Origin of the sequence: Autumnicola psychrophila (assembly GCF_031846645.1) — a bacterium.
Lineage (GTDB): Bacteria > Bacteroidota > Bacteroidia > Flavobacteriales > Flavobacteriaceae > Autumnicola > Autumnicola psychrophila.
Map to the genome: position 1 here is coordinate 62,913 of NZ_JAVRHN010000010.1, position 26,446 is coordinate 89,358.

A 26,446-nucleotide genomic window follows, 5' to 3' on the forward strand; every position below is an offset into this window, starting at 1 on the left:
AACCCGATTCTTGAATAGTGTATACCTTTTCCTATAAGTATGATAGCAAGCAGGGTGATCATCCAGGACGAATACCGGAACAGCTGTCTTACGGGTATTTGTTGATTTTTTCCATTTTATTCTTCTGTAACGAATTCTCGTGAGGATTGCAGATTACCTTTTTGATTTCGATTCCGCCAATGGAAAAATATTATAATGACAAGTACAAGGAGCTGCGCCAGGATGGACTGTAAATTCGGGTAAATCCCCAATAGTTCTATACGGGGAGCAAAATCTATGGGTGAAATTGGGATGTAACCTACTTCCTGAAAGGCCATAATTCCTTTGCCTGTCAAAACAATTGCCAAGGCTGCTACCATATAGGAAGCCAATTTGAAGAATTTTCCTATAGGTAGTTCTTTAGTAAATTTCACAAACACGATTGTTATAATGGCTATTATAATAACGGAAGTCAATAAGGCCCAGTTAATAGCAGAATTTGCGACATCGGGATTGCTCAGTTTCAGCGATGAAAGAAACAGGACCACTTCAAAAGCTTCCCTGAACACCACGATGAATGAGAAAATAAACAAGCCTATCCCATTTCCGGTTTCTGAAATGCGGTTTATTTTATTTTTTATGAAGTGTTTCCACTTCGATATTTCAGAATGGGAATGAAGCCAAACACCTGCAAAGAGCAACACCAGCACAGCCAGAATAGCTCCAACACCTTCCATCAATTCTCTTGATGCTCCGCTTAAATTGATGAGTTTATCTACAAAAAACCAACTCACCACACCGATTAGTACGGCCAAAATCCATCCGGAATGTACGGCTACCACTGCGCGTTTAATTTTCATAGGTTTTAGAACACGGAGAATAATGAGGATAATCAGCAATGCTTCTAATGCCTCCCTGATAAGGATTGATAATGCAGCACCATAAATAAATGCAAAGGAATAGTCCCTTTCTGCTAATATAGACTTAGCCGAATTTATTTCTTTTTTTAGGGAATTATAATACTTTTCCGCACCTATTTTGTTGTTGTTTTGAAGTGCCTTTCGGTAAGCAATCATATCCCTCTCAATATCTCTCACCAATGAAGGCGCAGATGCACCCAATATATTCTCCACCAGCTCAACTCCTTCGAGGTAGGATGTCAAGGCATATTTTTCAGCAATTTTATTATTGCCTTTTTGATATTCATTATACGAAAGATCAAGATTGGTCAAAGCAATATTTAGAGGTTCAGGTCTTTCAGGTTCATAATTCCGCACCTGACCAACTGTTATATTGCTGAAAGATTTATTCAAAAAATGTTGCAATTCTTCATCGTTCCATTTGCTGATGCTGTCAAGATGCAAATTGGATGGCAATTGAGCTCTTGAAATTTCTTCATTGTGCTTTAGTGACAACACGTAAAAAGATAAGTCCCAAAGCTCTTCTTCTGTAAGACGATTGTAAGAAGCCATCCCCGTACCCTCAATCCCCAATTTGATGACATTGTAAGCCTGAAGTGGGGACAACTGAGCTTCGTGGAAATTGGTCGGTGCAGGATCTAAATTTCCGGCTAAAGCTCCGTCCCCATATCCTTTGCCTCCGTGACAGGACACGCAATTATTCTGGTACAGGGAGGCTCCATTCTTTAACGAGGGATAACGATTAGGTGTAATTTTCAAAATTCCAAGATCGAGAATTTTGTTTTTGACATTTAAGGCAATTGTAGAAATCGCTTCTGGATCCTTTTTGTCCGCAACAGCTTGTTGCAATTCCTGCAGAGGTTCATGAAGCTTTTTAAACCTGGTGTTATTAATTGTATGTGATAAATCCTCCTGAAGTGCAATGGATTTTGTTGCAAACTCGCTCATTTCGGCGAATTCAAACTCATTGATTATTTTGCCATCCTCCACCGCTACTGGATAATCCTTGGAAATATAATCCAGGAGGGTAACTAAAGTGCGCAAATCGGTATCATTAACCGCGTTTTGCGAAAACATCTTTACTGAAAAGAAAATAAAAAAGAAAACAACCTTGTATTTATTCATACTAAATCTAAATAAGGGTAAATATACAGTTCTGCGATTTTATAAGAAAATTAATAATCACTAATACAGATTTTTTTTTCGTTTAGCTCCAAAAGGATAAGGGGATCTACGTGAATAATTCAGATGGACAAACTCGAGGAACTCCTCCTTCTTGATCCATCCAATTCTTGTTTGAGGCACTTTACCGCTCCAATTTCAAAATTCTTCCGGCACCACGGTTTACAATGATAAACACAATGGTACGTATAAACAGATCGGGCAGTTTTGACGCTGTGAAATAAGGTCCCGATGGTCTAAAGAGCAGCTTTAAAGATGTCAACAGTAGGTCAGACTCACAGAATTTCACCCAGGCAACTATTCTCAAGACTACTACCGAAAGCCAAACGTTCATTAATAAGTGTCGTTCACAATTGTTCTGCTACCTTCAGTATATTTCAACTTTATCTTATCCGATATTTTCTGTTCTTTTCTTTGTTTATTTTGAAAGATCAGGAGTAAAAAAACTCCCGTGCTAATCCAAACATCTGCGGTATTGAATACAGGGTCGAAAAAAGTAAATTCATTGCCTCCCCATAATGGCAGCCATTCCGGAAGCCTTGTATCAATAATGGGAAAGAACCACATATCCACCACATTGCCATTTAAAAATCCAGCATAACCACCACCTGCCGGGAATATTTCTGCAATGTTGCGAATTACTGGATCACTTTTTTCAAAGATCAGTCCGTAAAATGCACCATCAATCAAATTACCCAATGCACCTGCGTATATAAATGCTGCAGAGATTATAAAGATTTTGGCATAGCCTTCGTGTATCATCTTTTTGATATAAAAAGTCCCCCAAACAATGGCGGCCAGCCGAAATAGGATCAAAACAAGCTTGGCCAGGTATCCATCCCCAAACTTAAAGCCCCAGGCCATCCCGGGATTTTCCAAAAAATGTAAGCGAAACCAATCAAGCCCAAGGACTTTTATTTCTTCGCCATAGTAAAAATTCGTCTTTATATAAACCTTTATTGCTTGGTCTATTGCCAACAACAGTAAAATCAAGAATGCTACATTTCTTTTATTCATAATCATCTTGTTGTTACCAATACATATTGCGGATCATATATTTAAATTATTTCGCCAGTTTCAATATTCTTATGGCACCGCGCATTACGAAAGTGAACACGATTCCACCAATCACCAAATCGGGCCATTTACTATCGAGAAAATATACCAGCACACCGGCCAGGATTACCCCGCCATTTACAATAATATCGTTGGAAGTAAAAATCGCGCTCGCCTGCATATGCGCTTCCTTACTTTTGGCTTTGTTGATCAACCAAAGCGAAATAAGATTACCCAGTAAGGCAAAAATGGAAACAATGATCATCCATTGAAACATTGGTATTTCACTTTCACTAAAGAATCTTCTTAAAATTTCCATAAATCCAAGTGTCGCCAGAGCCATCTGAAAGTACCCGCTAAACTTTGCCACTTTCTTCTTTCTTGAAATAGCACCACCAACCGCGAACAGACTTAATGCGTACACTATAGAATCTGCCAGCATATCCAAGGAATCTGCAATAAGACCCATAGAAGACGAAATCCAACCCGTAGTCATTTCGATAACGAAAAAACCAAAATTGATTCCCAAGACCCACCAAAGAATCTTTTTTTGTTTTGATTGGTCTTCCCATACGGGAGGCTCGGCTTCTTCGGTTCCCTGAAGTGTATCCCCGAGCTTTAAACTGGCTATCGATGTCTGTATATCTTCAATGCCATCCAAATGATACACGTGCAATTTTCTGTTGGGTATATCAAAATCTAGGTATTTTACTTGAGGGTAAGTCTCCAATTTCATCCGAATCATTTGCTCTTCGGAAGGACAATCCATTTTCTGAATGGTAAAATTTGATCTTTTCATTTAAATTTTATTTAGTACCATAAATTATTTTTCAAAACTCTTTATGCTAAACATTTGAAAATAATTTTAAGGCTTAAAATTAATGGAAATAATTATGCAACAGTAGTGCATTAACTTCCATTACATTTATTACAGATGCCTTTAACCACTAAATTGGCGTCCATAGCTTTAAATCCTGATGGCAAACTTATATGTGGAAGTTTTTGCTCGGTCAAACACTGTGTTTCGTTGCAGGTCGTGCAATAGAAATGAAGATGTAAGTCATTATCTATTTCACAATTACAACCTGCTTCACAAAGTGCGTATTTTGCCACCCCGGTGCCGTCTTCAATTTTATGTACAATGCTCTTTTCTTCAAAGGTTTTTAAGGTGCGGTAAAGGGTCGTCCTGTCAGATTTTTCAAAAGCTGCTTCCAGGTCCTGTATACTTCCTGCTGCTATTTGCTTTTGCAGTGTTTCCAAAACCAGCAGGCGCATTGCCGTTGGGCGAATATTTTTCTCTTTTAGTTTATTTTCAATATTTGAAAGCATAATTAAATTCTTTTTAAAAATAGATGTATCCTCTGGTAACTCCTTTTTAATTATTACTTTTTAGCTCCCCTACGCGCATTCCGTGCTTGCTTAAGGATTTCCCATCCTCCTTTTAATACAATTCCTACGGTTATAAGGCTGATGATTAAATCCGGAAGAGGGGAGTTAAGCAGCATCACCCCAATACCGGATAATACAATCCCTAAATTAACAAGCATATCGTTGCTGGTAAATACCATAGAGGCCTTCATATGGACTCCTTTTCCACTGTGGGATTTGAGCAAGCGCATAGCTATAAGGTTGCTGGCAGCATTCACCGTTGCAGTAATGATCATCGCCCAGCCAATTGGTTCGGCTTGTGTAACGAACCGCCTGATCACTTCACCTAGCAACAATAAGCCCAATATAATCAAAAGTATGCCTGAAAGATTTGCAGCACGTGATTGCGCAGCAACACCTTTGCCCACAGCGTAAATGCTTACAATGTAAACGGCTGAATCAGCCAGATTGTCAAGGGCTGCACCCAATAATCCTGTGGAATTTGCAACAAAGCCAACAATACCGGCCAATGCCACCTGAAACATATTGATTCCCAGGACCTGTTTTAATGTTTTTCTTTCGGCTTTATTGGCCGTATCGAGCTGGATCTCAGCTTCTTCGTTTTTAGTGTCAGGGCTCATTTTTTCTTTATTTTTTTAATCCACCCATAGTACATGGAAAAAACCAGTATGATAGGCCAAAACACTATAGAAAAAGTATTGAGTCCTTCAGTCAGGGCAATAAAACCAAAATCCAGGGGGAGGTTCGCATTAAATAATCCTATTCCCCAGTGGAAAATTATCTGGGCACTAGCGAAACCTGTAAAAAATTTTGCTGATTCTTTTTTTCGATTTGCCATTTTTCCAATTTTTAATTGCTTTATTTTTCGCTTATAAAGGCTATTCATACTTCGCATTCTTACATTTAGGCTGATGCTCAGCTGCTTTTTCAACATCTATTTAAAGACATAACGTCCCATATAAAAAAATGAGCTGGCGAGCCTGAGATTGTCCTCAGGACAATCAGGCGGTGCAAGTACGCAAGGACTTTGGATTAAGCAATAAGTATAGCATTGTTTTTAGTTGTTACCGCCAGTTTTGCATTGATTTAATATTATTGGGGTCAGTGTCAGACTTAACAGAATCGCTGAAATAATTGAAACAATTACATTTTTATATTGGTCTATCTCAAGTCCGCTCAAAAATTTTAATAATATAATTACCAAAGTCAATCCTATTAAGAGTCCCCAATATTTAAGATCAATTTTTATCTTTTTGTTTTTCTCAGTCGGTAGTTTGTAAACAGTATATGCAATTAAGAATATGCCGAGCACAGTGCTTGAACGTTCAAATATTTTAAAAAAAGAAATTTGGTTGCCAAATACATTTATGATCTTTGGCAATTTTAAAAAAGTCTGAGCGGAATAACCGTTGTCATGGGCCAAACCATCCCAAAGAATATGAGAAGCAGCCCCTATTAATATTGAAATTACCACAACCAACCTTTTTGTTTTAAAATGTCGGCTCCAGTTAAGTTTCTTAAATGTGGATAACCGTGATTGTATAGCTGACGGTAAATTATCAATTAGACTGTCACGAACAATGTTGTGAAAAATGAAAGCAAGTAATAGTCCTAAGGGTAAATCGAACCATAAAAGTCCTTCAATCGTGTGACCGTAATTCCCTTTAATTTTCATTCTTAAGAAGTATTCAAAATCTGGGGTTAGGCTTCCAACTACAAGCCCCGTCAGCGAGAACCAGTGCTTTGGCAAATAAACAAATGGTAAAACAATTGCTGGATGTGAAAAGGTAAATGGCATCTATTTTTTATCGTTTTTTAATTGGCTGTAACACGAAGGTATTGCTATAAACTTGCAATGAGATTGCATATTTCAACTTGCACAGTTTTGACAAATGCCCTTTACAAGAACTTTTGTCTCCACTGGAATTAAATTTTCGGGTAAGGGCACATTCGGAACTTCAGATTTTGGCAGGCAGAAAGTTTCTTGGCAAATATTATAGTAAAAATGGACATGGATACCTTTAGGAGCGCATTCACATCCTTCTCCGCATAAAGCAAATTTAGTTGCTCCTGCTCCATCTTCTATCCGGTGTACCAATTTTATTTCTTCAAAGTTTTTCAATGCAGGGTACAGGGTGGTTAGGTCGGCCTTTTCAAGGGTCTCTTCTAAATCATCCAAGCCTACTGCTGTTTTTTGTCTTTGAAGTGTATCCAGTACCAGCAAACGCATGGCTGTTGGCCGTACCTTCTTTTGTTCAAGTTGTTTTTCTAAATCCTTTTTCATTATTCGTGACTTTTGTATTAATACAATAACTTTTAAAAACACAGCAGTTCTTGTTTGTATTTAAATATGCAGCGCCCTATCTTCGGTAGCTGCCAGGCAGGCTTCTTTAAAGGTCTCGGAAAATGTGGGGTGCCCGTGGGACATTCGTGCAATATCTTCTGCAGATGCCCTAAACTCCATTGCCACTACCGCTTCTGTATAGCTATCCGCAATTCGTGGCCCTATCATATGTACCCCCAATATCTCATCGGTTTCCTTATCTGCAATTACTTTTATAAAACCGTCTGTGTCCATACTTATTTTTGCCCTTGCATTAGCTTTAAAGGGAAAAGAGCCTGTTTTGATACTTCTTCCTGCTTTTTTTAGTTCTTCTTCAGTTGATCCTACGCCGGCAACCTCTGGTTGAGTGTACACGATATTTGGAATGAGCGAATAATTGATATGTGGTTTTTGGCCAACAATCCGTTCGGCTACAAAAACGCCCTCTTCACTGGCCTTATGGGCAAGCATTGCCCCACGGATTACGTCCCCTATAGCATAAACGCCTTTGACATTGGTTTCGAGGTTCTCATCTACTGTTATCTGTCCTTTTTCGTTGGTTTCCACTCCAATATTTTCAAGGCCTAAATTAGCGGTGTATGGTTTTCTGCCAATGGCCATAAGGCAATAATCGCCTTCTAAACTCATTTCTTTTTTATCGGATAGGTTTTCCGCTTTCAACGCCACTTTGCCTTCAGTTGCTGTTGCATTTGTCACCTTATGTTCCAAATAAAATTCAATTCCCTGTTTTCTTAGGGAACGGTGCAATTGATGTCCCAGTGCGCCATCCATAGTGGCAATGAGGCTATCAAAATATTCTACAATCGATACCTTTGAACCCAGGCGGGCGAAAATAGAACCTATCTCTACCCCGACAACACCGCCGCCAACGACCATTAAATGCTTTGGTATTTCCTGTAGGGCAAGGGCTTCGGTGGAAGAGATGATCCTTTTTTTATCGATTTCAATATTGGGCAGTGAAGCGGGTTTGGACCCTGTGGCAATGATGATTTTATTGGTTTCTATGGTTTCCGTTTTGTCCTCGCCCTTAATCTCAATCGTATTTTTGTCCTTAATAGTGCCGTGGCCTTCAAAAACGGTTACCTTGTTCTTTTTCATCAGGTAACCAACGCCATTGATGATTTCCTTTACCACATCCTGAACCCTTTGGTTCATTTTTAGAATATCGACATTGGCCTCTTTTACATCAATCCCAAAGTTTTCAAATTGATGTTTCAGTTTGTAATAATGCTCCGAGGCTTCCAGCCAGGCTTTTGAAGGGATACAGCCCACGTTAAGACAGGTGCCGCCAAGCGTGCTGTACCTTTCAACAATGGCTGTTTTTAGCCCTAATTGGGCGCAACGTATAGCGCTTACATACCCACCCGGTCCAGATCCTATAATAGTTACATCAAATTTTTCCATATCTTGAAATTAAAGTTTTAAATTAATATTGTTCACAACAACCCAAATATTAGGTCTACTTTTTAAGAAAGAGCGATTACATTCCACTTTGACCAATACTTTCTGATAAGTTTTACAGGAAAGTTATTGGTTTATGCCTTAGGTCTCATCCTTCCAGATCATAAAACCATTCTTCCGCCTGTTTAATGGCTTTGGTTATCGCTTCTTTTGTTGTATACTTTTCCTCTTTCATAAGATCGTTGGCTATTTCAAGAGCTTTCTCCCTCACTGCCGGGTTTAGGGAATCCAAGTCTGTCTTAAAATCTTCAAATGTCCAGTCCATAGTTACTTCTTTTTGTTAAACAATTTTTTCCTGTTTATTGACAGTTTCCCATCTTAAGAGGGCATTTTTTGCTGTAAGCTACTCCTTTACTAAACCAATCCAGGCTTTGGCCGTATCCTTTTCATTTATGTCAAAGTATTTTATTTGAGAGCCTGAAAAGAAATTTAAAACCTTTGTAGTTTTTTCCTGCCATTTTTTATCCCCAACAATAGCCATATTACCGTAGTCGGAAATATGTGCAGCATCTATTTTTAGATCTACCCACAATCCTTCCAAATCGTATCCGTAGAAATCGTGCAGTTCAAAATAAAAATCCACTTTATTATTTTTAGCAATAATTTCATCGATAAGCGGATGCAAATTTTCCACCTCCTCTTTTGAAAGCTTACCGCTCACTTCCACGGCAATGAGGTTGTCCCTATTTGAATTTAAAAGGTTTATCATATACTTTATATGCTTGTCAGGTAAAAAACCTAATAAGCAAAATTGAATTATAATTGTCACGTCGAGCGCAGTCGAGACGTTTTTGTTTATTTTGATTTATACCTCGGCCCTCTCCAGCTATAGCAATTCCCATATCACTCAATGTTGCCGTTGTTGCATTTATTAATTCATTTTGAAGTTCCTAAGTATCCAACTCCTTCCTGTTTTTGGTTTGACTATCCTCCGGCTTTCACAGAATACCTTAAACAACTTCTCCCAGCTCCTGTTGCTTGACGCTCCGGGTCTTCCCCAGACGAAGCACAAGGACACCGGCTATGGCTGCTATAAGTGAAGCGAGCAGGATGCTTATTTTCGCTACCTGAACAAGGTTTTGATCTGCAAATGCCAGGTTTGTGATAAACAGTGACATTGTAAACCCGATACCGGCTATAAGTCCCGTACCTATTATATGCCTCCAACTGAGACCTACCGGTAATTGAGCGAAGCCCATTTTTACGCCCAGATATGAGAAGGCGGTAATGCCGCAAACTTTCCCCAGCACCAATCCTGTTAAAATCCCGAGACCCAGGGAACTAGACAGCACTTCTGAAATTCCAAGACTGAGTTCTACACCTGCATTGGCTAACGCAAAGACAGGAATGATAAAGAAGGCATTGATACCGGTAAGCGCATTTTCCAGCCGCAGTAGGGGAGGGTGGGTGTGTTTGGTGTCACTTCGGATTGTTTCCAGAATATTCTGTTGCTTCTTATCAGTGAGCAGATGGGTATTTACCAGGTCGGTTTTTTCCAACTCCTGCACATGGGATTTTGTCCGTTGCCTATAGTCCTCATTTTGTATCTTAGGTTTTATGGGAATAGTCAGGGAAAACAACACCCCGGCCAGGGTGGGATGTATGCCGGAGTCAAGGAAAGCCAGCCATAATACAATACCCAGTAAAATATACAAAGACAGGTGTTTTATCCCTGCCCTGTTCAGTATTGCTAAAACAAGCAGAGCCCCTCCTGCAATGAGCAGGTTCATCCAGGCTATTTGACTGCTGTAAAAAATGGCAATGACCAGAATCGCACCGATATCATCGGCAATGGCCAAAGCTACCAAGAATATCTTTAACTGCACAGGCACCCGTTTTCCTAAAAGGCCCAGTATTCCAAGAGAATAGGCAATATCAGTAGCCATGGGAATACCCCAACCTTTGACAGTAGGCATGTTAAGGTTGAACAGGAAAAAAAGTATAGCCGGTACAAGCATACCACCAAGGGCAGCAAATATAGGCATGGAAGCTTTTTTAAAATCAGATAACTCTCCTACCATTACTTCTCTTTTCAATTCGAGACCGGCCACCAAAAAGAAGATCACCATCAGCCCGTCATTAATCCATTCTTCCACCGAAAGGGAAATTTCCAGGTGCTCCGGTGCTCCTATAACAATTTCATCACTCAGGTAATGGTGGTATATATCGGCCACATCGGTATTGGCCAACACCAAAGCGACCAAAGTAGCCAAAATGAGCAGAAGACCGCCTGAGGTTTCCCGGTCAAGAAACTTTCGGGCAGTTTCCCTCATGTAACTTACAGGGGTAGATTTCTTTTTTACTTCTTTATCCATTTTTGTCCTTCGCTTGCATGGTTTATTTCAAAAAATTTTACTTCGGCAGATGTAGAAGGTTTCATCAAATCTGTCATCCAATTTTCCCATTTTTCATCCCCTACCATGGCCACTTTTTCAAATTTGTTGGCATATTGTACATCAAATTTCAAAAGTTGTCAAAAGGCTTGTGGGTTTTATAAAATCTGGTATATTTTATTAAAAGTTAACTCTACCATTATTTTAGAATAAGTACAGGAACTTCTGATTTGAAAATCATTTTTCTTCTTAGACCCAGTTCAGTTAGTTTTTCTATAAAGTCATGTTTCCTGTAAAGTAGCGCCAAAATATCTATTGCATTATCTTTCAAAAAACCGGTTATTCTATCTTCAGTTTTCCCTTCGTAAAAAAGGTGAACAGAAACATTCTCCAGATTAAAAAACTCCTTATAATAGTTTCTAATCTCCTGTTCATTAATAATTTCATCTTTACTCTTAGAAAAATGAAATATAAAGAGGCGAGGGTTAAATGCCCTTAATAGATCAGCCAGCACCTTTAGTTCCCTATCAGGTCTCAGGTTATCTGAATCCAGCGCCAGGCAAATTCTTTTTAAACCAAAATTTTCTAAATCTTCCGGTACAACCAGTACAGGGCAGGGTACTTCCTTACTTAATTTCTCACTTGTGGTTCCTGCAAAATAACCTTCTACCTCACCTGCACCTTCTGTCCCCATAATTATTAAACTTGCTTTTTCTTCTGTTGCTAGTTGATAAATAATACCTGAAATTCTTCCTGAGGCTACCATACTCTTATATTTTATTGTCGCGAGACGTGGAAAATTTTCGAGAAATTCCAGCATTTTTTCTTTGTATAATTTCTGATAAGAACTAAAGTTGTCGGGTACCGGATAAACTATAGCCCCATATCCGGCATATTGATAACCTTCAGAATAGGCATGAACAAAGATAATTTCTGAATTTAAAGATTCGGCCACCTTTGTGGCATACTCAACTCCAATTTTGGAACTTTGACTAAAATCAATCGGAACTATTATTTTCATGATTTTTAATTTTAATTATACATGCAGTTTTTCAATTAAATGTTTAAATAAAAGCTTTATTGTTTAATCCACTTTTTGGCAATTTCCTTTTCCTCTAAGTCAAAAAATTTTACTTCGGCAGAGGTAAAAGGTTTCATCAAATCTGTCATCCATTTTTCCCATTTTTTATCCCCTATCATGGCCACTTTTTCAAAATCGTTGGCATGTTGGACATCGAATTTCAAATCTTTCCAAAAGGCTTTTGGTGTCCATCCTTCAAAACCTTCCATTTCAAAATACCAGCGGATTTTTTTATATTTTTCCACTATGTTGTTCAGCAGGGGCAATAGCTTATCGTAATCGGCTTCGGTCAAATTTTCCGTTGCTCTTGTGGCTATTAAATTCCCTTCTGTTTGTCCTAATATTTGTAGCATAACTCCTTTTTTAATTATTATTTAATTTATTCCGTTTTGTAACATTAATTTCAATGGGTTTTTTAAGCTCCTGAATTGCCCTAAGAGGATCATCGGAATTGAAAATACTACTTCCTGCTACAACAGCATCAGCTCCTGAATTCAAAATTTCCTTCACGTTATTCCTGTTAACCCCGCCATCTACTTCAATAAAGGCCTTTGCATCTTTTCTTTGTATAAATTGCTTTAATTCCTTTATTTTTTCCAGTGTTTCGGGAATAAAACCTTGTCCGCCAAAACCCGGATTTACAGCCATTAGGCAAACTGTATCTAAATCTTTGATGACGTATTCCAGGCTTCCTAAAGAGGTATGCGGATTTAAAGCTACCCCTGCTTTACAGCCCAGGCTTTTTATTTGTTGCACCACGCTGTGCAAATGAAGGCAGGCCTCAGCGTGCACAGTAATTTGGTCTATTCCATATTTAGAAAAAACTTCCAGATACCTTTCAGGCTCAACAATCATCAAGTGCAGCTCGATAGGTTTCATAGAGTGCTGCTCAATAGCTTCTAAAACAGGTGTCCCAAAGGAGATATTTGGAACAAACATACCATCCATCACATCCACGTGCAGCCAGTCTGCTTCACTTCTATTAATAATTTCGAGGGTTTTGCCCAGGTGGGCAAAATCTGTCGAAAGAATGGAAGGAGCAACCATAAAATTTTTCATAGCAGTTATGTTTTATTGCCTATTTTGGTATTTAAATTAAACCTTACACACTAAATTTACCTGAAGGAAATTATAAAACAGGTTCCACTACAACCTCTGTTATTACAGAGTTGGAGATAAAACATTCAGCATGTGCTTTATGGTGCATTTTTTCCATTTCTTCTTCATCAGGTATATGTTCACCCGAGAATTCTACTTTGGGCCGTAAAAAAACCCTGGTCACAGCCTGTTTACCATCCTTGTTTTTCTCAACCACAGCAACGGTTTCATCTTTGTAACTCTTTATAATATACTTTTTAAAGGAGGCAATAGCCAGAAAAGTCAATAAGTGACAGCTGGAGAGGGAAGCAGCGAAAGCCTCTTCAGGATTGACAAATTCAGCTTTCCCCAAATACTCCGGAGCTGCAGATGCAGTGATTTCAGAGCCTCCTCCAAAAATCCATTGATGGGTACGTGTATAATTCTTATAGGAGAAATCCTCGGAATCGGGATTCCATTCTAGTTTAACTTTAAATTCTGACATTATTCTCTTGTTTTAAATTATAAAATCTACTTTAGATAGTCTTTTGTTCTATTAGTTATATTCATTGATTTTAAATAATTGTGCCTGGAAAGGAAACCCGGGTTAACTAATACAAAAAGTTCTTAATTTTCTTTAGAGAACTTCCTCATAGTATATTTCTAGTTTTAAATTTGGTTCGCCCTCTATTTCTCTTGTAACACTTCATTTTTTGTTTTTTTACTTTAAGGAAAATATGCGATGCTATAAACACCGCATACCTTTCATTACATTAGCTTAACTGCACATCACCGTGATGATTATGGCATGCTTCCGCACATTCATTACAGGCTTGAGCACATTTCTTACAATGCTCATGATCGTGTTTTGCACATTCTTCAGCACACATCCTGCAAGCTTTTTCACAGATCAAAAGATATTCATGCGCAAGGGCAGAATTTCTCTGTAGCAACCTAGCTGCTTGTATACAAATGTCAGCACAGTCAATGTCCAACGGAATGCATCTTTGCATCATTCCGGTTTCTTCTTCTGCTAAGCTTTGAGCAGCACAGTTTTCACAAGCTAAAGCACAGTTTAGCAAGGTTTGAACGAGTTGTTCATGATTTTCATTTTTCATAATTAAATAGATTTAAATTATATGTAGAACTATTTCTACTAAGGTTTATAATATTTATCCTTTTTCAGCATTATTTTTCATTTTTGAAACCAAATCAAATGCTCCCAATTCCCACTTGCTACGCCGATAAGGGCGGATAATTCCCAAGAATTTCTTCACTAAGCCATCTTTTATTTCTTATAAGCCAATAATCTCAAGGCGTTTCCAACCACTAATAAAGTGGATCCTTCGTGAACAAGTACTGCTATCCCGATGTTGGCAAAGCCAAATATGGTGGCGGGAATTAATAAAGCTACAATTCCCAGGCTTACCCAAAGGTTTTGTTTTATGATAGCTTTGGCTTTCCGGCTCAAACCTATTGCAAAAGGCAGGGTTTCCAGTTTATCTGCCATCAGGGCTATATCGGCGGTTTCCAGGGCCACATCAGATCCTGCTGCCCCCATTGCAATACCCACGGTACTATGTGCCATAGCGGGAGCATCATTCACTCCATCGCCCACCATGGCTACTTTATCCTCCTGTTTCTTTAATTTTTTGATAGCATCTACCTTTTCCTCGGGAAGCAGGCTCCCCCAGGCATCGGTAAGATCAATTTCTTTGGCCACCGCATCAGCCACTTTTTGGTTATCCCCGGTGAGCATGATCATACGTTTAATACCGATTTTTTTAAGCTCCTCCAAGGTTGCTTTAGCTTCTTCCCGAGGAGTGTCCATAAGGGAAATAATTCCAATATACTCCTCATTCCTGCGTATCAACATTGTCGTGTTCCCTGCGGCTTCCTGTTCCCTTACTTTTTCTACGGTTTCTTCTGAAGGCTTTTGATCATCGAGCGCTTCAAAGAGCTCCAAATTCCCCATATACACCTTATCTTCCCCGAGGCTGGCTTTTATGCCTTTTCCTAAAACAGCTTCCATATTACTTGCTTCCGGAAATTGTATGTTTCCCAAGCGTTCTTTTCCGTCCCGTACCACTGCTTTTGCAAGGGGGTGGTCGCTTAAAGCCTCTACAGCTACAGCTGTTTTTAGCAGTTCCTCTTCACTTACGTCCGTTAATGTGATAACTTTGGTGAGCTTTGGTTTGCCTTCAGTAAGGGTACCGGTTTTGTCAAAAGCAATAGCGGTGAGCACGCCAAGATCTTCCAGGGGCCGCCCCCCCTTTATCAGAACCCCACCCCTGGCTGCGCGGGCTACTCCGCTAAGTACAGCACTGGGTGTGGAAATGGCCAGGGCACAGGGACTGGCAGCCACTAAAACCGCCATTGCCCTATAGAAACTCTCGCTAAAGGGTTCATCGAGGACAAGGAAGGCGAAATTCAGCAAAACCACCAGGGCCAAAACCGATGGCACAAAATATTTTTCAAACTTATCAGTCAATAATTGGGTAGGTGATTTCTGTGTCTGGGCTTCATTCACCAATGTCACCAGTCTTGACAGTGTAGAATCCTGAGAGGTTTTTATCACCTTTACTTCCAGGGTACTATTGCCGTTGATGGTTCCCGCAAATACACGGTGTTCATCTTTTATTTCGCTTTCTTTTGAATAATCTTTGTCAGGATCGGGTACGGGGGACTTATCCACAGGGACGCTTTCGCCGGTGATGGGTGCCTGGTTCACACTACTATTGCCATTAACAACAACACCATCGGCAGAAATTTTGGTGTTGGATCTCACTACAACAATATCACCTACCTGAAGCTCTTCAATTTTTACTTCCTGCGTCTTTCCATCTCGTTTTATTAGGGCAGTTTTAGGGGCAAGGTCTGCCAGGGCTGCAATGGATTTTCTAGCCTTGTTCATGGCGTAATTTTCGAGCGCATGGCCCAGGCTAAAAAGGAAGAGGAGCAAAGCCCCTTCTGCCCATTCTCCCAGAACGGCTGCCCCAATTGCCGCGACCAGCATAAGGAAATCAATTTCGAAACCTCCTTTGGCAACCGTTTCAATGGCTTCTTTTGCCGTGTAATAGCCCCCAAAGAAATAGGCGCCTATGTACAAGGCCAGACTTACCCATTCCGGCACAGTTTCCAGGTAGGAAAGGCCAAAACCGGTGCCCAATAAAACCCCGCAAATAATGGAAAAGTACATCTCAGTATTTTTTCCTAAAATACCCCCGTGGTCATGGGCGTGGCCTTCATCTTTAAGCTCTGCCTCCTCGTGGGAATGTTTATGGGTTTCAGCCGTTTCAGGAGGCATTTTTTCATTCTTTTTGGCGGTTTTGATTTTCAGGCCTTCGTTCCTCAGGATTTGATTAAAATCTTTTTCATCGGTTTTAGCCTTTATAAATTCCAGCCTTACGATTCCCGATTCGGATACCGAGGCTTCCATTATCTCCTCTAATCCTCTTAACCCTTTTTCGATTTTCCTTGCATGTCTTGCATGTCGAATTCCCTCAACCTCGAGCAGGCTATGTCCAAATTCATTGGTCAATGATGCCCCTGCCTGTTTTGCGAGTTTTCTAATATGGGCAATGGAAATAATGTCGGGATCGTAATGAAAACAAAGCTGAGGGGTATCATCCTCTTTTTCAGAAGCAATATGTACCTTTTCAATACCTTCCCTGTTTTGCAGGTGATCCATTAGCCTCTGCACACATTGATCGTTCTCATCGGGAATTTCCGGCAGTAGTATTGGCAGTTTTACTTGCGTTTTTTTCATTTTTTCTATCGGTTTTTAATTTTCGCTCTCTAATTGTACAATGCCTTTCCTTTTCCTATATAGGCCAATGCCTCAGGAATATCCAGTTCGCGTGTGCCATTTCCGGTACGGATAAAAAAATGGGACCGATCTTCGTAATTGAGGAATACCGGTGTTTTTGAGGATTGTATGTTTAAATGGCAAATGTCCCTTCCTTTAAATTCGTGAAAAGTTACTTTTATCAAAGGACAAAAGCGGGTGACCAATGTAACGGAGACCAATTGCATAATATACTGCTCAAATCCGTCCCTGCCAGGCTTCTTCAAGGTTTGGTAATCTTCCTGAAGTCCTAAAATATGGCCTTCATCATCAATGCCAATCAACAGGTTGCCACCTTTACAATTTATAAAGCCGGCTATGGTTTTTGCCACTACGACTTCCAGGGCTTTATTTATTTTTGACTGCCGTAAATCGCAGCGAAGTGTAGATTTAAACTCTACTTCACTGGTTTCGCCCTTAGCTATAAGTGCTTCTATAATATCTGTTTCATTCTTCAATTTGTCAAGCTGAAAGATTTTTTTCCTGGTGTAAAACATCAATGCCAGGCTGATGCCCAAACAACCAAAAAGGAGGTTCTTCAAAATCTGGTCAAAATCCCCGAAACCGGCAATTTGTACAAAAACAATTTCCAGGATATTCCACCAACTGCCCTGGTCGCCCTGATTGTCATACAAAAAAAGGGAAATCCCAAGGGGCTGAACAATAAATACCCCCATCACAAAGCCCACAATAACAGTAAAGAAAAACCCCTTGTTGTTCATCAGACAATTATTTTATTAAATCATATTCAATGGTATTGGACGTTCAATATTTTTGTACCTCACCTTTAGTACTTTTTTTGTTCCCCTTAAGCAATTGCTGAACGATTGTGCATTATCAATTTATTCTTCGGTATTTGTTCTTTACAACCCGCACCTTCTAACCCCCTACACTTTTGGCTTTCAATTTAGGCAAACTCCTTTTCCGTTTTTGTTTCCCTTTTAGGGAAAGGCGCTACAGTTTTATCTAAAATTTTTGTTTCAGAAGTTTCCTTTGTACGGAAATCAATTTTCTGAATTCGCATGGCATTTAATATGGCCAGCAGGGTAACGCCCACATCGGCAAATACCGCTTCCCACATGCTTGCCATTCCAAAAGCCCCCAGGGCCAACACCAAAAATTTTACCCCAAAGGCCAGGCCTATGTTTTGCCAAACAATCCGGTTTGTTGCTTTGCTTATTTTTATAGCGGTAGCGATTTTTGAAGGCTGGTCGTTTTGTACCACCACATCTGCGGTTTCGATAGCGGCATCAGAGCCCAAACCACCCATGGCCATGCCAATGTCGGCAAGTGTGATAACAGGCGCGTCATTGATCCCGTCACCAATAAAAGCCAACATAGCCGATCCTTTTTTTAACCTTTCGACTTCTTTGATCTTTCCTTCGGGCAGCAAACCTCCAATGGCCAAATCCAGCCCAAGCTCCCGGGCCAGTTTCTGCACTACCCTCTCTTTATCGCCGGAGAGCATGACGATGTTTTTCACCCCTAGCTGGCGCAATTCATCTACGGCCAATTTCGCATCTTCTTTGATCTCATCGGCAATGGTAATAAAACCACAATACTTTTCGTTGATGGCCATTACTATCGTTGTTTCCACAAAATCGTCTATTTCCGGATCATAGGGAATATTGAATTTCTTTAACAGCTTAGTGTTTCCAGCCAATATGTTAAACCCTTCTACCTGTCCTTTCATCCCCATGCCTGAAATCTCTTCTGCATGCTCCACCTGGGCCGTTTTATAGCCCAAAGAGACCCAATAGGAGGTCACTGCCCTGGCTACCGGATGGTTGGAGCTGCTCTCGAGACCTGCCACCAGGTTCAAAATCAACTCCCGGTCAAATTCAAAGGTCCTGATGTGCTGCACTTCAAATATCCCTTTGGTAAGGGTGCCGGTCTTGTCCATCACCACGGTGTCCACCTTCCGCATCTGGTCCAGGTAATTGGAACCTTTAAAGAGAATGCCATTGCGGGAAGCCGCGCCAATACCGCCAAAATATCCCAAAGGAATGGAAATCATCAGGGCACAGGGGCAGGATATCACCAAAAATACCAGGGCCCGGTAAAGCCATTCCCCAAAAATATAGGTTTCCACAAAAAAGTACGGAAGCAAAGTAATGGCCGTGGCTAGCAAAACCACAATGGGGGTATAAACTTTGGCAAAACGGGTGATAAAACGTTGGGTTTTTGCCTTTCGGGAAGCCGCTTCCCGTACCATTTCCAAAATTTTTGAGAGCTTGCTGTCCTCAAAACGGCTGGTAACTTTTATGGTGCCCAGGTCTTCCAAATTCACCATTCCGGCCAAAACCTGTTCCCCCTTGTATTTACGGTCTGGTGCGGGTTCACCAGTAAGTGCCGCAGTGTTGAAAGTGGCCTTTTCAGAAATCAAGATTCCATCAATGGCTACCTTCTCTCCCGGTTTTACCTGGATAATACTGCCAACCGCTACCGTGGACGGGTGCACGATTTTTATGGTTCCGTCTGCTTCCACTACAGCCACCTCCTCGGCCTGGATTTTCAACAAACTTTCAATGGATTTTTTTGCCTTGTTTACCGCGGCCCCCTGGAACAATTCGCCCACGGCATAAAAAAGCATTACCGCCACCCCCTCGGCATACTCGCCCAGCAAAAAAGCGCCTATGGTGGCAATGCCCATCAGGAAAAATTCGCTAAAGATATTTCCTTTCCTTATTTGCCTGATGGCTTTCCACAATACGGGCCCGCCCACGGGAAGATACGCCAGTCCAAAAAGGACAAATTGGAAAGGTGCCGTAAACCAGTTAGAAGCCACAACTTCTTTTAAGACAATACCCACGGCCAAAAGGAGAAAACCGGTAATTGCCAAACCGTACTCCCCATAGGTTTGTAAAAAACCACTTTTAGTTGTATTGGAGGATATCCCCCCATTTGAACATGCACCGCTACCGCAACAATCGCTCATAATATTTTTCTTTTAAATCTTCAAAAACAGCTTATTCCAAAGATATATTTAAAAACCTGCAATGAAATTGCATTTTTCAGCCTGAACATTTGCCGCAAACCCCTTTTACCAATAACGTTGTCTCCACCGGCACAAAGTGTTCCGGCAAGGGCACTTCGGGGACTTTTGATTTGGGCAGGCAAAAGGTTTCCCGGCAGTTTTGGCAATAAAAATGCACGTGCATATCTTTGGGGGCGCACTCACAACCTTCTTTGCACAATGCATATTTGGTTGTTCCGTTCCCGTCCACTATACTGTGTATCAAACCTTTTTCCTCAAAAGTTTTTAGCGTGCGGTACAAGGTAATCCTGTCGGCCTTTTCGAAGACCGATTCCAAATCCTGCAAACCTATCGCGGCTTTTTGCTTTTGAAGGGTTTTGAGGACCAACAAGCGCATGGCCGTTGTCCTTACTTTTTTTGCAGTCAGTAATTCTTCGAGTTCCTTTATTTTAAATTTGTTTTTCACATTAACGCCGTAAATTATGCCTGAAAAGGAAATCCCATTAGTAAGACAAACAGTTAGAACTTCCTTTACAGGACTTATTTTATTGTTGTTGCTCCCCGTCAATCAAATTTCTTTATGGATTTTCCCGTCTTTATTTGAAACGCATCTTCAATATCTGAAACATAAATAATTCCGTCGCCAGGATCCGTTGTCTTTCCATTTTCGACTATGATGTCTATTGCTTTTCGTGCTTCTTCATTTTGGCACACCAGTTCCAGTTTCACTACGGGACTATCTGTAATGCGAAAATCAAGGGAGGGGCTGGCACCTTTGGCTTTGAATGCACCGGTCCCTTCCCCTTGCGAAAGGGTCATGCTATTAAAGCCACTATCACTAAGGGCTTCAACTACTTTTTGTACTCTTTTTGGTTTTATAAATGCTTTTATTTCTTTCATCGCTATAGTTTGTATTAAGGATGAACCCTCTGGGTTAACTAATTAAGACAAACATTATACAGAGAGCCCATCCATTTAAGTTTTTAATTTAATGACCGTGAGAAGTCTGGCTCTTCTTCATTTCTGCTATCAAATAATAAGCATTGTTCCACGCCACCTTTGCACCTTCAGGTAAAGGTTGCAATAATTTAATTTCCACCCATCCTTCATTTTCTTCTCCTGTCACCACTTCCACCGGCTTAAAAGACCACTCGGTTTCCCCGTCCTCCTCGTGCTCTTCAGCAATAAAGATGTAGGATTTGTCTTCTTCCTCAATAATTGCTTCTTTCGGTAAGGCTGTTACTTCTGTTCCTGTGCCCGTAACGATCCTGCCGTTGATGTACATGCCCGGTACCAGGTTTTCTGAATCTTCCTGTATCTCTGCATGCACGTGGACAGCCCTGGGATTCTGTTCAAATTTCTTGCCGATAGAATAAATTTCAGCAGTATAAGTCTGGCCGGGCACTGATTCCATTTGTAACAGGACCTTTTGTCCCTCCTTGACTTTATATACATCTTTGGCAAAGACCATTAAATCTGCATGCACATGTTCGGCGTTGATCACTTCGAATAGCTCGGTTTGGGGATCAACATATTGTCCTACCTGCACACTTACATCTTCAATGCTCCCTTTTATTGGACTGACTACAGGAACATTCTCGACAATATTTCCTTCTCGTATGCCAGCAACATTAAGGTTTAACTGCCTGAGCTGTGATTCAAACCCTTGAACCTCTGCCTGCACAACACGATAATCGGCCTGTGCCTGTTGAAAAAGTTTGCCTGAACCTACTTCTTGTTCATAAAGCCTTTGTTGACGATTAAATTCTTGCTCCAGGTTCTGCAAACGGCTGTAAGCTGTCATATAATCGGTTTGTAACCTGGTGAGGTTAGGATGGGATAGATATGCCAGTACCTTACCTTTGCTTACTTGATCCCCCTCAATGACCTCAATAGAAGTTATATTGGCTCCTATAAAAGCAGTTACTGTAGCTTCATATTGTGGTGGGACTTCCAGTTGTCCGGTAGCTTCTACTATATCGGAAATGGGCCTTGTGGGCAGGGTGTCCACTTTTATTTCCAAACTGTTGAACTTGAGACTGGAAAGATGCACTTCACCCATTCCTCCTCCTTCTTCTCCTTCTTCATGACCTCCTTCTTCTTCTGCAGAATGTTCTTCCTGAGCTTCAGGGGACGCTTCTTCCGTACCTTTGCCTTCTCCGCCATTGCAGGCTGAAAGAAAGCTTACCGTAATGAGCAATGTGAACAGTTTTATAATGTGCTTTTTCATTTTTATATCTTTGTCTATTAATTAATTATCTTATTCTGAAGTATTTATATAATATTCGAGTTGGGAGCGGCTATCAAGATAGCTGCCCAATGCCTGCCAGGCATTCACTTCTATGCGTACGGCATCGCGTATGTTTTGCAGGAAAGTCACATAGTCAATTGCTCCTTCCCGATAAGCGATGATGGCCCCTGCCCGCTGTTCTCTGGCCAAGGGTAGCGCTTCTTCCTGATAGTATGTCCAGGAATTAAGCCACTTCAGGTATTCTTCGCGTGCCTCAGCATAAGCTGTCTTTAGCTCAAACTGCGTCTGCTGTAAATTAGCTTCAGCTATTTCGCGGTTTATTTTTGCTGATTGTGTTCTGCCCAATTCAGGTCCAAAGAACAAAGGAATGCTGATCCCTACCTGATATTGATAAAAGCCGGTTTGGCCGTCAATTTTCTGCCTGCCGTACTGCGCCTGAAATTTCGGAAGAAACTGCGATCGCCTCTCCCTTAGGGTTGCATCAGCCACCTCTATCCTTTGTTCATACACATTGAGCAGGGGATGGTTCCCAAGGGGTTGCAGTAATCCGCTAATGGGCTCATCAAACTGATCGGCAGGAACATTAGGTACCGTGTAAAGTGTGTCACTGGCAAACCACAGGTTGAATCGCTGCAAGGCTCCAAGATAATCCCTATAGGCCTGCTCTTTTTGTATTTCAACTTCATTGCCCTGGTTTACCGTAGCCAGGTATTCAAGTCTCGAGATTGTCTCTGTTTCCAACCTGATCTGTGCAGCTCTCTCAATATCGGTAAAGGCTGAATCCAGACTGTATAAGGTCTCATACTCATTTTTAGCAGCATATACCGACGCCCAGGCCTGACTTACCTCCAGTTCTACTTCAAGAATGGAAAGATCAAGGGCTTCTTCTGCCAGGGCCACCCTTTCCTTCTGCAACTTCAGGCGTGGCGCAATACCAAAGATGTCGATATTCTGTTGCTGAACCCCAATTTGTGTATAGACACCAAGATCAGCATTACTCGAACCACCGCTAATTTCTTCTGCGCCGGTGAATATCTGGGTATTACCAAGGTCCCAGGCCGTTTTCTTTAAAGCCTGCTGACTTTCTATCTCCAGGGCAGCAGCTCTTATTCTCGGAAAAGCCTCTATTGCCCGTTCCTTGGCCTCTTCTAACGAGAGGACTGGCAAAGAATCCTGTTGGACAATTATTTCAGCCTGAGCCGGAGAATTTTTCTGTGAAGAACTGTTTTCCTGTGCCTCTGCAGGGGTGCTAAATCCTAAGAGGCTTCCGACAGAAAGCAATGCCACCACTATTGCAGGGGCTGGTGCAAAGCCATTATTGTTATTACTATTTCTTCTGTTTTTCATATTTTCTATTAAAGTATAAAGGACTGGCAACACCACAAGGGTGAGAAGGGTAGCTGTAAGCATACCTCCAATAACCACGGTTGCTAAAGGGCGCTGCACCTCTGCACCGGCCGAAGAAGAAAATGCCATTGGCATAAATCCTAAAATATCTGTTACCGCTGTAAGCATGATCGGCCTGATTCGTTCTTTCGTACCCATAAAAATCCGGTCTTTGATACTGGTTACGCCTTCTTCTTTTAATGAATTAAAGCGATTCACCAGGACCAGACCGTTAAGTACTGCCACTCCAAAGAGCACGATAAAGCCTACACCTGCAGAGATACTAAAGGGCATGTCCCGGAGCCACAGGGCGAAAACACCCCCAATGGCCGCTAATGGAATGGCCATATAAATCATGATAGACTGCGAGAATGAGCCCAGGGCAAAATACAGCAGCACGAATATCAGCAAGAGAGCGATAGGCACCACAATAATCAGGCGGTCTTTGGCATTTTGAAGGTTCTCAAACTCACCGCCATAAGAAATGTAGTAACCTGGAGGTAAATCCAGTTCGGCACCCAGTTTTGCCTGAATATCATTCACAACCGACTCTACGTCACGGCCCCTCACATTTACCCCAACGTATGTTCTGCGATAGGTGTCGTCTCTGGAAATTTGCATTGGCCCGGGAACAAAGCTGATATCAGCTACTTCATTAATCGGGACTTGGGTACCATTAGGCAGATCAATGTATAAAGTCCGTATATCTTCAATACTCTGTCGGTGCTCTTCATCAAAGCGCACTACCAGGTCGAAACGTCTTTCTCCTTCAAAAACCACTCCTGCCACTCCACCTGCAAAAGCGGTATTTATATATTCATTTATTTTTTCGATTTCCAGCCCGTACTGTGCTAACTTGTCACGATTGTAGCGTACCGTCATTTGTGGGAGACCAGAAGTTCTCTCTGCATTTACATCTCCTGTTCCGGGTACAGTTTGAATAATCTCTGCCATTTCCTGAACCTTAGTGGATAGAACTTCCAAATCCTCGCCATAGAGTTTTACCGCAATATCTTCTCTTACCCCTTCCAATAGCTCATTAAACCTTAGCTCTATAGGTTGGGTAAAAACAAGGTTGACACCTGTGAGGTTTTTATTGAGTAGGTCCTGGATTTGTTCAATGAGTTCCTCTTTTGTGTCAGCAGAAACCCATTTGTCCCTGTCTTTTTCGAGTATGATGTACATATCTGCTATATCCATCGGCATGGGATCAGTAGGAATATCGGCCACCCCAATTCGGGCTGTTGCTGTCTCTATTTCCGGGAAGTTGTCCAAAAGTAAGGTCTCAATTTTTTTAGAGACTTCAATAGATTCATTTAATGAACTACCTGGACGGATTAAAGCTTGCATGGCAATGTCCCCTTCATCCAGCTGCGGAATAAATTCTCCCCCCATCGCGGAAAAAACATAGCCTGCAGCCCCCAATAAAACAATAGATCCTATGATCACCGCAGCTTTGAGGCGGAGGGAAGCTTTTAAGAGCGGAAGGTAAGCACGGTGAATGCCACCAATGATTTTATCACTGACTCTTTCCAGCCAGCGTTCTAACTTGCCATACCAGTTTTTCTTGTTTTCAATCGGCTTCATAAACAATGCCGTCATCATAGGAACGTAGGTAAGGCACAAGATAATGGCACCTATCATTGCAAAACCAAAAGTATAGGCCATTGGCTTGAACATTTTGCCTTCCACTCCTGTTAGGAACAAGATGGGTGTAAACACAATAAGGATGATAACCTGGCCGAAAAATGCCGACCCCATCATAGTGCTTCCGGAATCGTAAGCGACCTCATCCATGACCGCCTGATTAAATTTGACTTTTCCGGCTTTGATCCTTTTATGGATTTCATAAACGGCACCTTCTATAATAATAACCGCCCCATCAATAATTATCCCGAAGTCAATGGCCCCCAGGCTCATTAAATTTGCCCAAACCCCAAACTGCTTCATCAGGATGAAGGCAAAGAGCAAGGACAGCGGAATGGTAGTGGCTGTAATGAGGCCCCCACGCAAACTCCCCAATAGGAATACCAATGCAAAGATTACGATTAAAGCACCTTCCAACAGGTTTTTAGTCACGGTATCGGTTGTTCTTCCAATAAGGGCGCTTTGGTCAATGATGGGCCTTATTTCAAGTCCTTCCGGCAAGGATTCTTCTACCTCCGCCATCCTTTCCTGGACCCTCTGTATTACCGCATTGGGGTTTGAGCCCTTCAGCATCATAATAATACCGCCCACAGCTTCCTCTCCATCCTGAGTAAAAGCACCATAACGCACCTGACTTCCGAAACTCACTTTTTCGGCAATATTTCCAACTGTAACAGGAATCCCGTTTTCATTGGTAACCACTATTTTCCTGATGTCATCTAAAGACTGGATCAGGCCTTCTCCCCGAATGAAGTTGGACATTCTGTTCCTTTCAATGTAGGCTCCCCCGGTATTTACATTGTTCCGGGCCAGGGCCTCGTAAACCTGGGAGATGCTTACATCCAGCGCATTTAATTTCTCAGGACTAATAGCTACTTCGTACTGTTTGATGTATCCTCCAAAGGAATTCACTTCTACAACACCTTCAAGGAGTGTCAGCTGTCTCTTAATAATCCAGTCCTGAATACTTCGGAGCTCCGTAGGAGTATACTCCTCTTCATAATCTGGTTGTGGCTGGATGGTATATTCATAAATCTGTCCCAGCCCGGTGGAAATAGGCCCCATAGTTGGGCTACCAAAGTTTTCGGGAATGGTTTCCTGCAGCTCTGTCAATTTTTCCTGAACCAGCTGCCTGGGCAAATAGGTACCCATATCATCTTCAAAAACTATGGTTACAACCGAAAGTCCGAAACGGGAAACAGATCGTAATTCAGTCACCCCGGGAAGATTACCCATTGCCAATTCAACAGGATAAGTAACAAACTGTTCAATATCTTCAGTACCTAAACTTGGGGATTGGGTAATTACCTGTACCTGGTTATTTGTAATATCAGGAACCGAACCCAGGTTTACGGTCATCATAGACCAGATTCCGGCTCCTATAAGTGCCAATGTTAGCAGGCCTACTATAAACTTATTGTTTATAGAAAATGCTATTATTTTATTAATCATTAAAAATAAAGTTTAATTCAGTTATAAAAAAGAGGGTAAGCCATTGAAGTGATCAATGACATTA

At 41.2% G+C, this 26,446-nt stretch carries 25 protein-coding genes; all 25 read right to left on the reverse strand.

Going from position 1 to position 26,446, the window contains the following annotated elements; translation table 11 throughout:
* Nucleotides 1–116: 116 nt before the first annotated feature.
* Nucleotides 117–2,024: a cytochrome c/FTR1 family iron permease gene (locus RM541_RS13410; RefSeq protein ID WP_311500651.1), complete on the reverse strand. Its 1,908-nt coding sequence runs from the start codon at nucleotides 2,022–2,024 to the stop codon at nucleotides 117–119.
* 390 nt (nucleotides 2,025–2,414) lie between these two features.
* Nucleotides 2,415–3,098 carry a lipoprotein signal peptidase gene (locus tag RM541_RS13415; RefSeq protein WP_311500652.1) on the reverse strand — a complete coding sequence of 228 codons (684 nt, stop codon included), beginning with the start codon at nucleotides 3,096–3,098 and terminating at the stop codon, nucleotides 2,415–2,417.
* A gap of 46 nt (nucleotides 3,099–3,144) precedes the next feature.
* Nucleotides 3,145–3,936, reverse strand: a complete 792-nt coding sequence (locus tag RM541_RS13420) for a cation diffusion facilitator family transporter (protein WP_311500653.1) — start codon at nucleotides 3,934–3,936, stop codon at nucleotides 3,145–3,147.
* Nucleotides 3,937–4,046: 110 nt separating this feature from the next.
* Nucleotides 4,047–4,466, reverse strand: a complete 420-nt coding sequence (locus tag RM541_RS13425; protein WP_311500654.1) for a Fur family transcriptional regulator — start codon at nucleotides 4,464–4,466, stop codon at nucleotides 4,047–4,049.
* 53 nt (nucleotides 4,467–4,519) lie between these two features.
* Nucleotides 4,520–5,146, reverse strand: a complete 627-nt coding sequence (locus RM541_RS13430; RefSeq protein ID WP_311500655.1) for a cation efflux transmembrane domain-containing protein — start codon at nucleotides 5,144–5,146, stop codon at nucleotides 4,520–4,522.
* The gene (locus RM541_RS13435; protein WP_311500656.1) at nucleotides 5,143–5,364 is read right to left on the reverse strand and encodes a hypothetical protein; all 222 of its coding nucleotides are present in this window, start codon (nucleotides 5,362–5,364) and stop codon (nucleotides 5,143–5,145) included. The genes RM541_RS13430 and RM541_RS13435 overlap by 4 nt, the downstream gene beginning before the upstream one ends.
* A 219-nt stretch (nucleotides 5,365–5,583) precedes the next feature.
* Nucleotides 5,584–6,324: a DUF4184 family protein gene (locus tag RM541_RS13440; RefSeq protein WP_311500657.1), complete on the reverse strand. Its 741-nt coding sequence runs from the start codon at nucleotides 6,322–6,324 to the stop codon at nucleotides 5,584–5,586.
* Nucleotides 6,325–6,396: 72 nt separating this feature from the next.
* Nucleotides 6,397–6,810 carry a Fur family transcriptional regulator gene (locus RM541_RS13445; protein WP_311500658.1) on the reverse strand — a complete coding sequence of 138 codons (414 nt, stop codon included), beginning with the start codon at nucleotides 6,808–6,810 and terminating at the stop codon, nucleotides 6,397–6,399.
* A 60-nt stretch (nucleotides 6,811–6,870) separates the two neighbouring features.
* Nucleotides 6,871–8,274 carry a dihydrolipoyl dehydrogenase gene (lpdA, locus tag RM541_RS13450; RefSeq protein WP_311500659.1) on the reverse strand — a complete coding sequence of 468 codons (1,404 nt, stop codon included), beginning with the start codon at nucleotides 8,272–8,274 and terminating at the stop codon, nucleotides 6,871–6,873.
* A 145-nt stretch (nucleotides 8,275–8,419) separates the two neighbouring features.
* Complete coding sequence (locus RM541_RS13455) at nucleotides 8,420–8,596, reverse strand: hypothetical protein (RefSeq protein WP_235329315.1); 177 nt, start codon at nucleotides 8,594–8,596, stop codon at nucleotides 8,420–8,422.
* Nucleotides 8,597–8,674: 78 nt separating this feature from the next.
* Nucleotides 8,675–9,040, reverse strand: coding sequence for a SpoIIAA family protein (locus RM541_RS13460; protein ID WP_311500660.1), 366 nt, complete (start codon nucleotides 9,038–9,040; stop codon nucleotides 8,675–8,677).
* A gap of 241 nt (nucleotides 9,041–9,281) precedes the next feature.
* Nucleotides 9,282–10,646 (reverse strand): Na+/H+ antiporter NhaA, encoded by a 1,365-nt coding sequence (gene nhaA, locus RM541_RS13465; RefSeq protein ID WP_311500661.1) that lies wholly within the window; start codon nucleotides 10,644–10,646, stop codon nucleotides 9,282–9,284.
* On the reverse strand, nucleotides 10,631–10,798 hold the full coding sequence (locus tag RM541_RS13470) for a SpoIIAA family protein (RefSeq protein ID WP_311500662.1): 168 nt from the start codon (nucleotides 10,796–10,798) through the stop codon (nucleotides 10,631–10,633). The genes nhaA and RM541_RS13470 overlap by 16 nt, the downstream gene beginning before the upstream one ends.
* Nucleotides 10,799–10,863: 65 nt before the next feature.
* Nucleotides 10,864–11,685 carry a universal stress protein gene (locus tag RM541_RS13475; RefSeq protein WP_311500663.1) on the reverse strand — a complete coding sequence of 274 codons (822 nt, stop codon included), beginning with the start codon at nucleotides 11,683–11,685 and terminating at the stop codon, nucleotides 10,864–10,866.
* 56 nt (nucleotides 11,686–11,741) lie between these two features.
* Nucleotides 11,742–12,098, reverse strand: a complete 357-nt coding sequence (locus tag RM541_RS13480; RefSeq protein ID WP_311500664.1) for a SpoIIAA family protein — start codon at nucleotides 12,096–12,098, stop codon at nucleotides 11,742–11,744.
* Between the two features lie 10 nt (nucleotides 12,099–12,108).
* Nucleotides 12,109–12,804 carry a ribulose-phosphate 3-epimerase gene (rpe, locus tag RM541_RS13485; RefSeq protein ID WP_311500665.1) on the reverse strand — a complete coding sequence of 232 codons (696 nt, stop codon included), beginning with the start codon at nucleotides 12,802–12,804 and terminating at the stop codon, nucleotides 12,109–12,111.
* 70 nt (nucleotides 12,805–12,874) lie between these two features.
* Nucleotides 12,875–13,327: an OsmC family protein gene (locus tag RM541_RS13490; protein WP_311500666.1), complete on the reverse strand. Its 453-nt coding sequence runs from the start codon at nucleotides 13,325–13,327 to the stop codon at nucleotides 12,875–12,877.
* A gap of 268 nt (nucleotides 13,328–13,595) precedes the next feature.
* Complete coding sequence (locus RM541_RS13495; protein WP_311500667.1) at nucleotides 13,596–13,940, reverse strand: four-helix bundle copper-binding protein; 345 nt, start codon at nucleotides 13,938–13,940, stop codon at nucleotides 13,596–13,598.
* Nucleotides 13,941–14,110: 170 nt separating this feature from the next.
* A complete protein-coding gene (locus tag RM541_RS13500) occupies nucleotides 14,111–16,591 on the reverse strand; it encodes a heavy metal translocating P-type ATPase (RefSeq protein ID WP_311500668.1) in 2,481 nt (826 codons plus the stop codon).
* A gap of 29 nt (nucleotides 16,592–16,620) precedes the next feature.
* Nucleotides 16,621–17,391, reverse strand: coding sequence for an AlbA family DNA-binding domain-containing protein (locus RM541_RS13505; RefSeq protein ID WP_311500669.1), 771 nt, complete (start codon nucleotides 17,389–17,391; stop codon nucleotides 16,621–16,623).
* A 185-nt stretch (nucleotides 17,392–17,576) separates the two neighbouring features.
* A complete protein-coding gene (locus tag RM541_RS13510; protein WP_266069679.1) occupies nucleotides 17,577–19,607 on the reverse strand; it encodes a heavy metal translocating P-type ATPase in 2,031 nt (676 codons plus the stop codon).
* A gap of 76 nt (nucleotides 19,608–19,683) precedes the next feature.
* Nucleotides 19,684–20,214, reverse strand: coding sequence for a Fur family transcriptional regulator (locus RM541_RS13515; RefSeq protein WP_311500670.1), 531 nt, complete (start codon nucleotides 20,212–20,214; stop codon nucleotides 19,684–19,686).
* The gene (locus RM541_RS13520; protein WP_168025987.1) at nucleotides 20,211–20,546 is read right to left on the reverse strand and encodes a P-II family nitrogen regulator; all 336 of its coding nucleotides are present in this window, start codon (nucleotides 20,544–20,546) and stop codon (nucleotides 20,211–20,213) included. The genes RM541_RS13515 and RM541_RS13520 overlap by 4 nt, the downstream gene beginning before the upstream one ends.
* Nucleotides 20,547–20,634: 88 nt before the next feature.
* Entirely contained in the window at nucleotides 20,635–21,876 is a 1,242-nt protein-coding gene (locus RM541_RS13525) for an efflux RND transporter periplasmic adaptor subunit (RefSeq protein WP_168025988.1), read from the reverse strand.
* Between the two features lie 30 nt (nucleotides 21,877–21,906).
* On the reverse strand, nucleotides 21,907–26,382 hold the full coding sequence (locus tag RM541_RS13530; protein WP_311500671.1) for a CusA/CzcA family heavy metal efflux RND transporter: 4,476 nt from the start codon (nucleotides 26,380–26,382) through the stop codon (nucleotides 21,907–21,909).
* Between the last annotated feature and the right edge of the window lie 64 nt (nucleotides 26,383–26,446).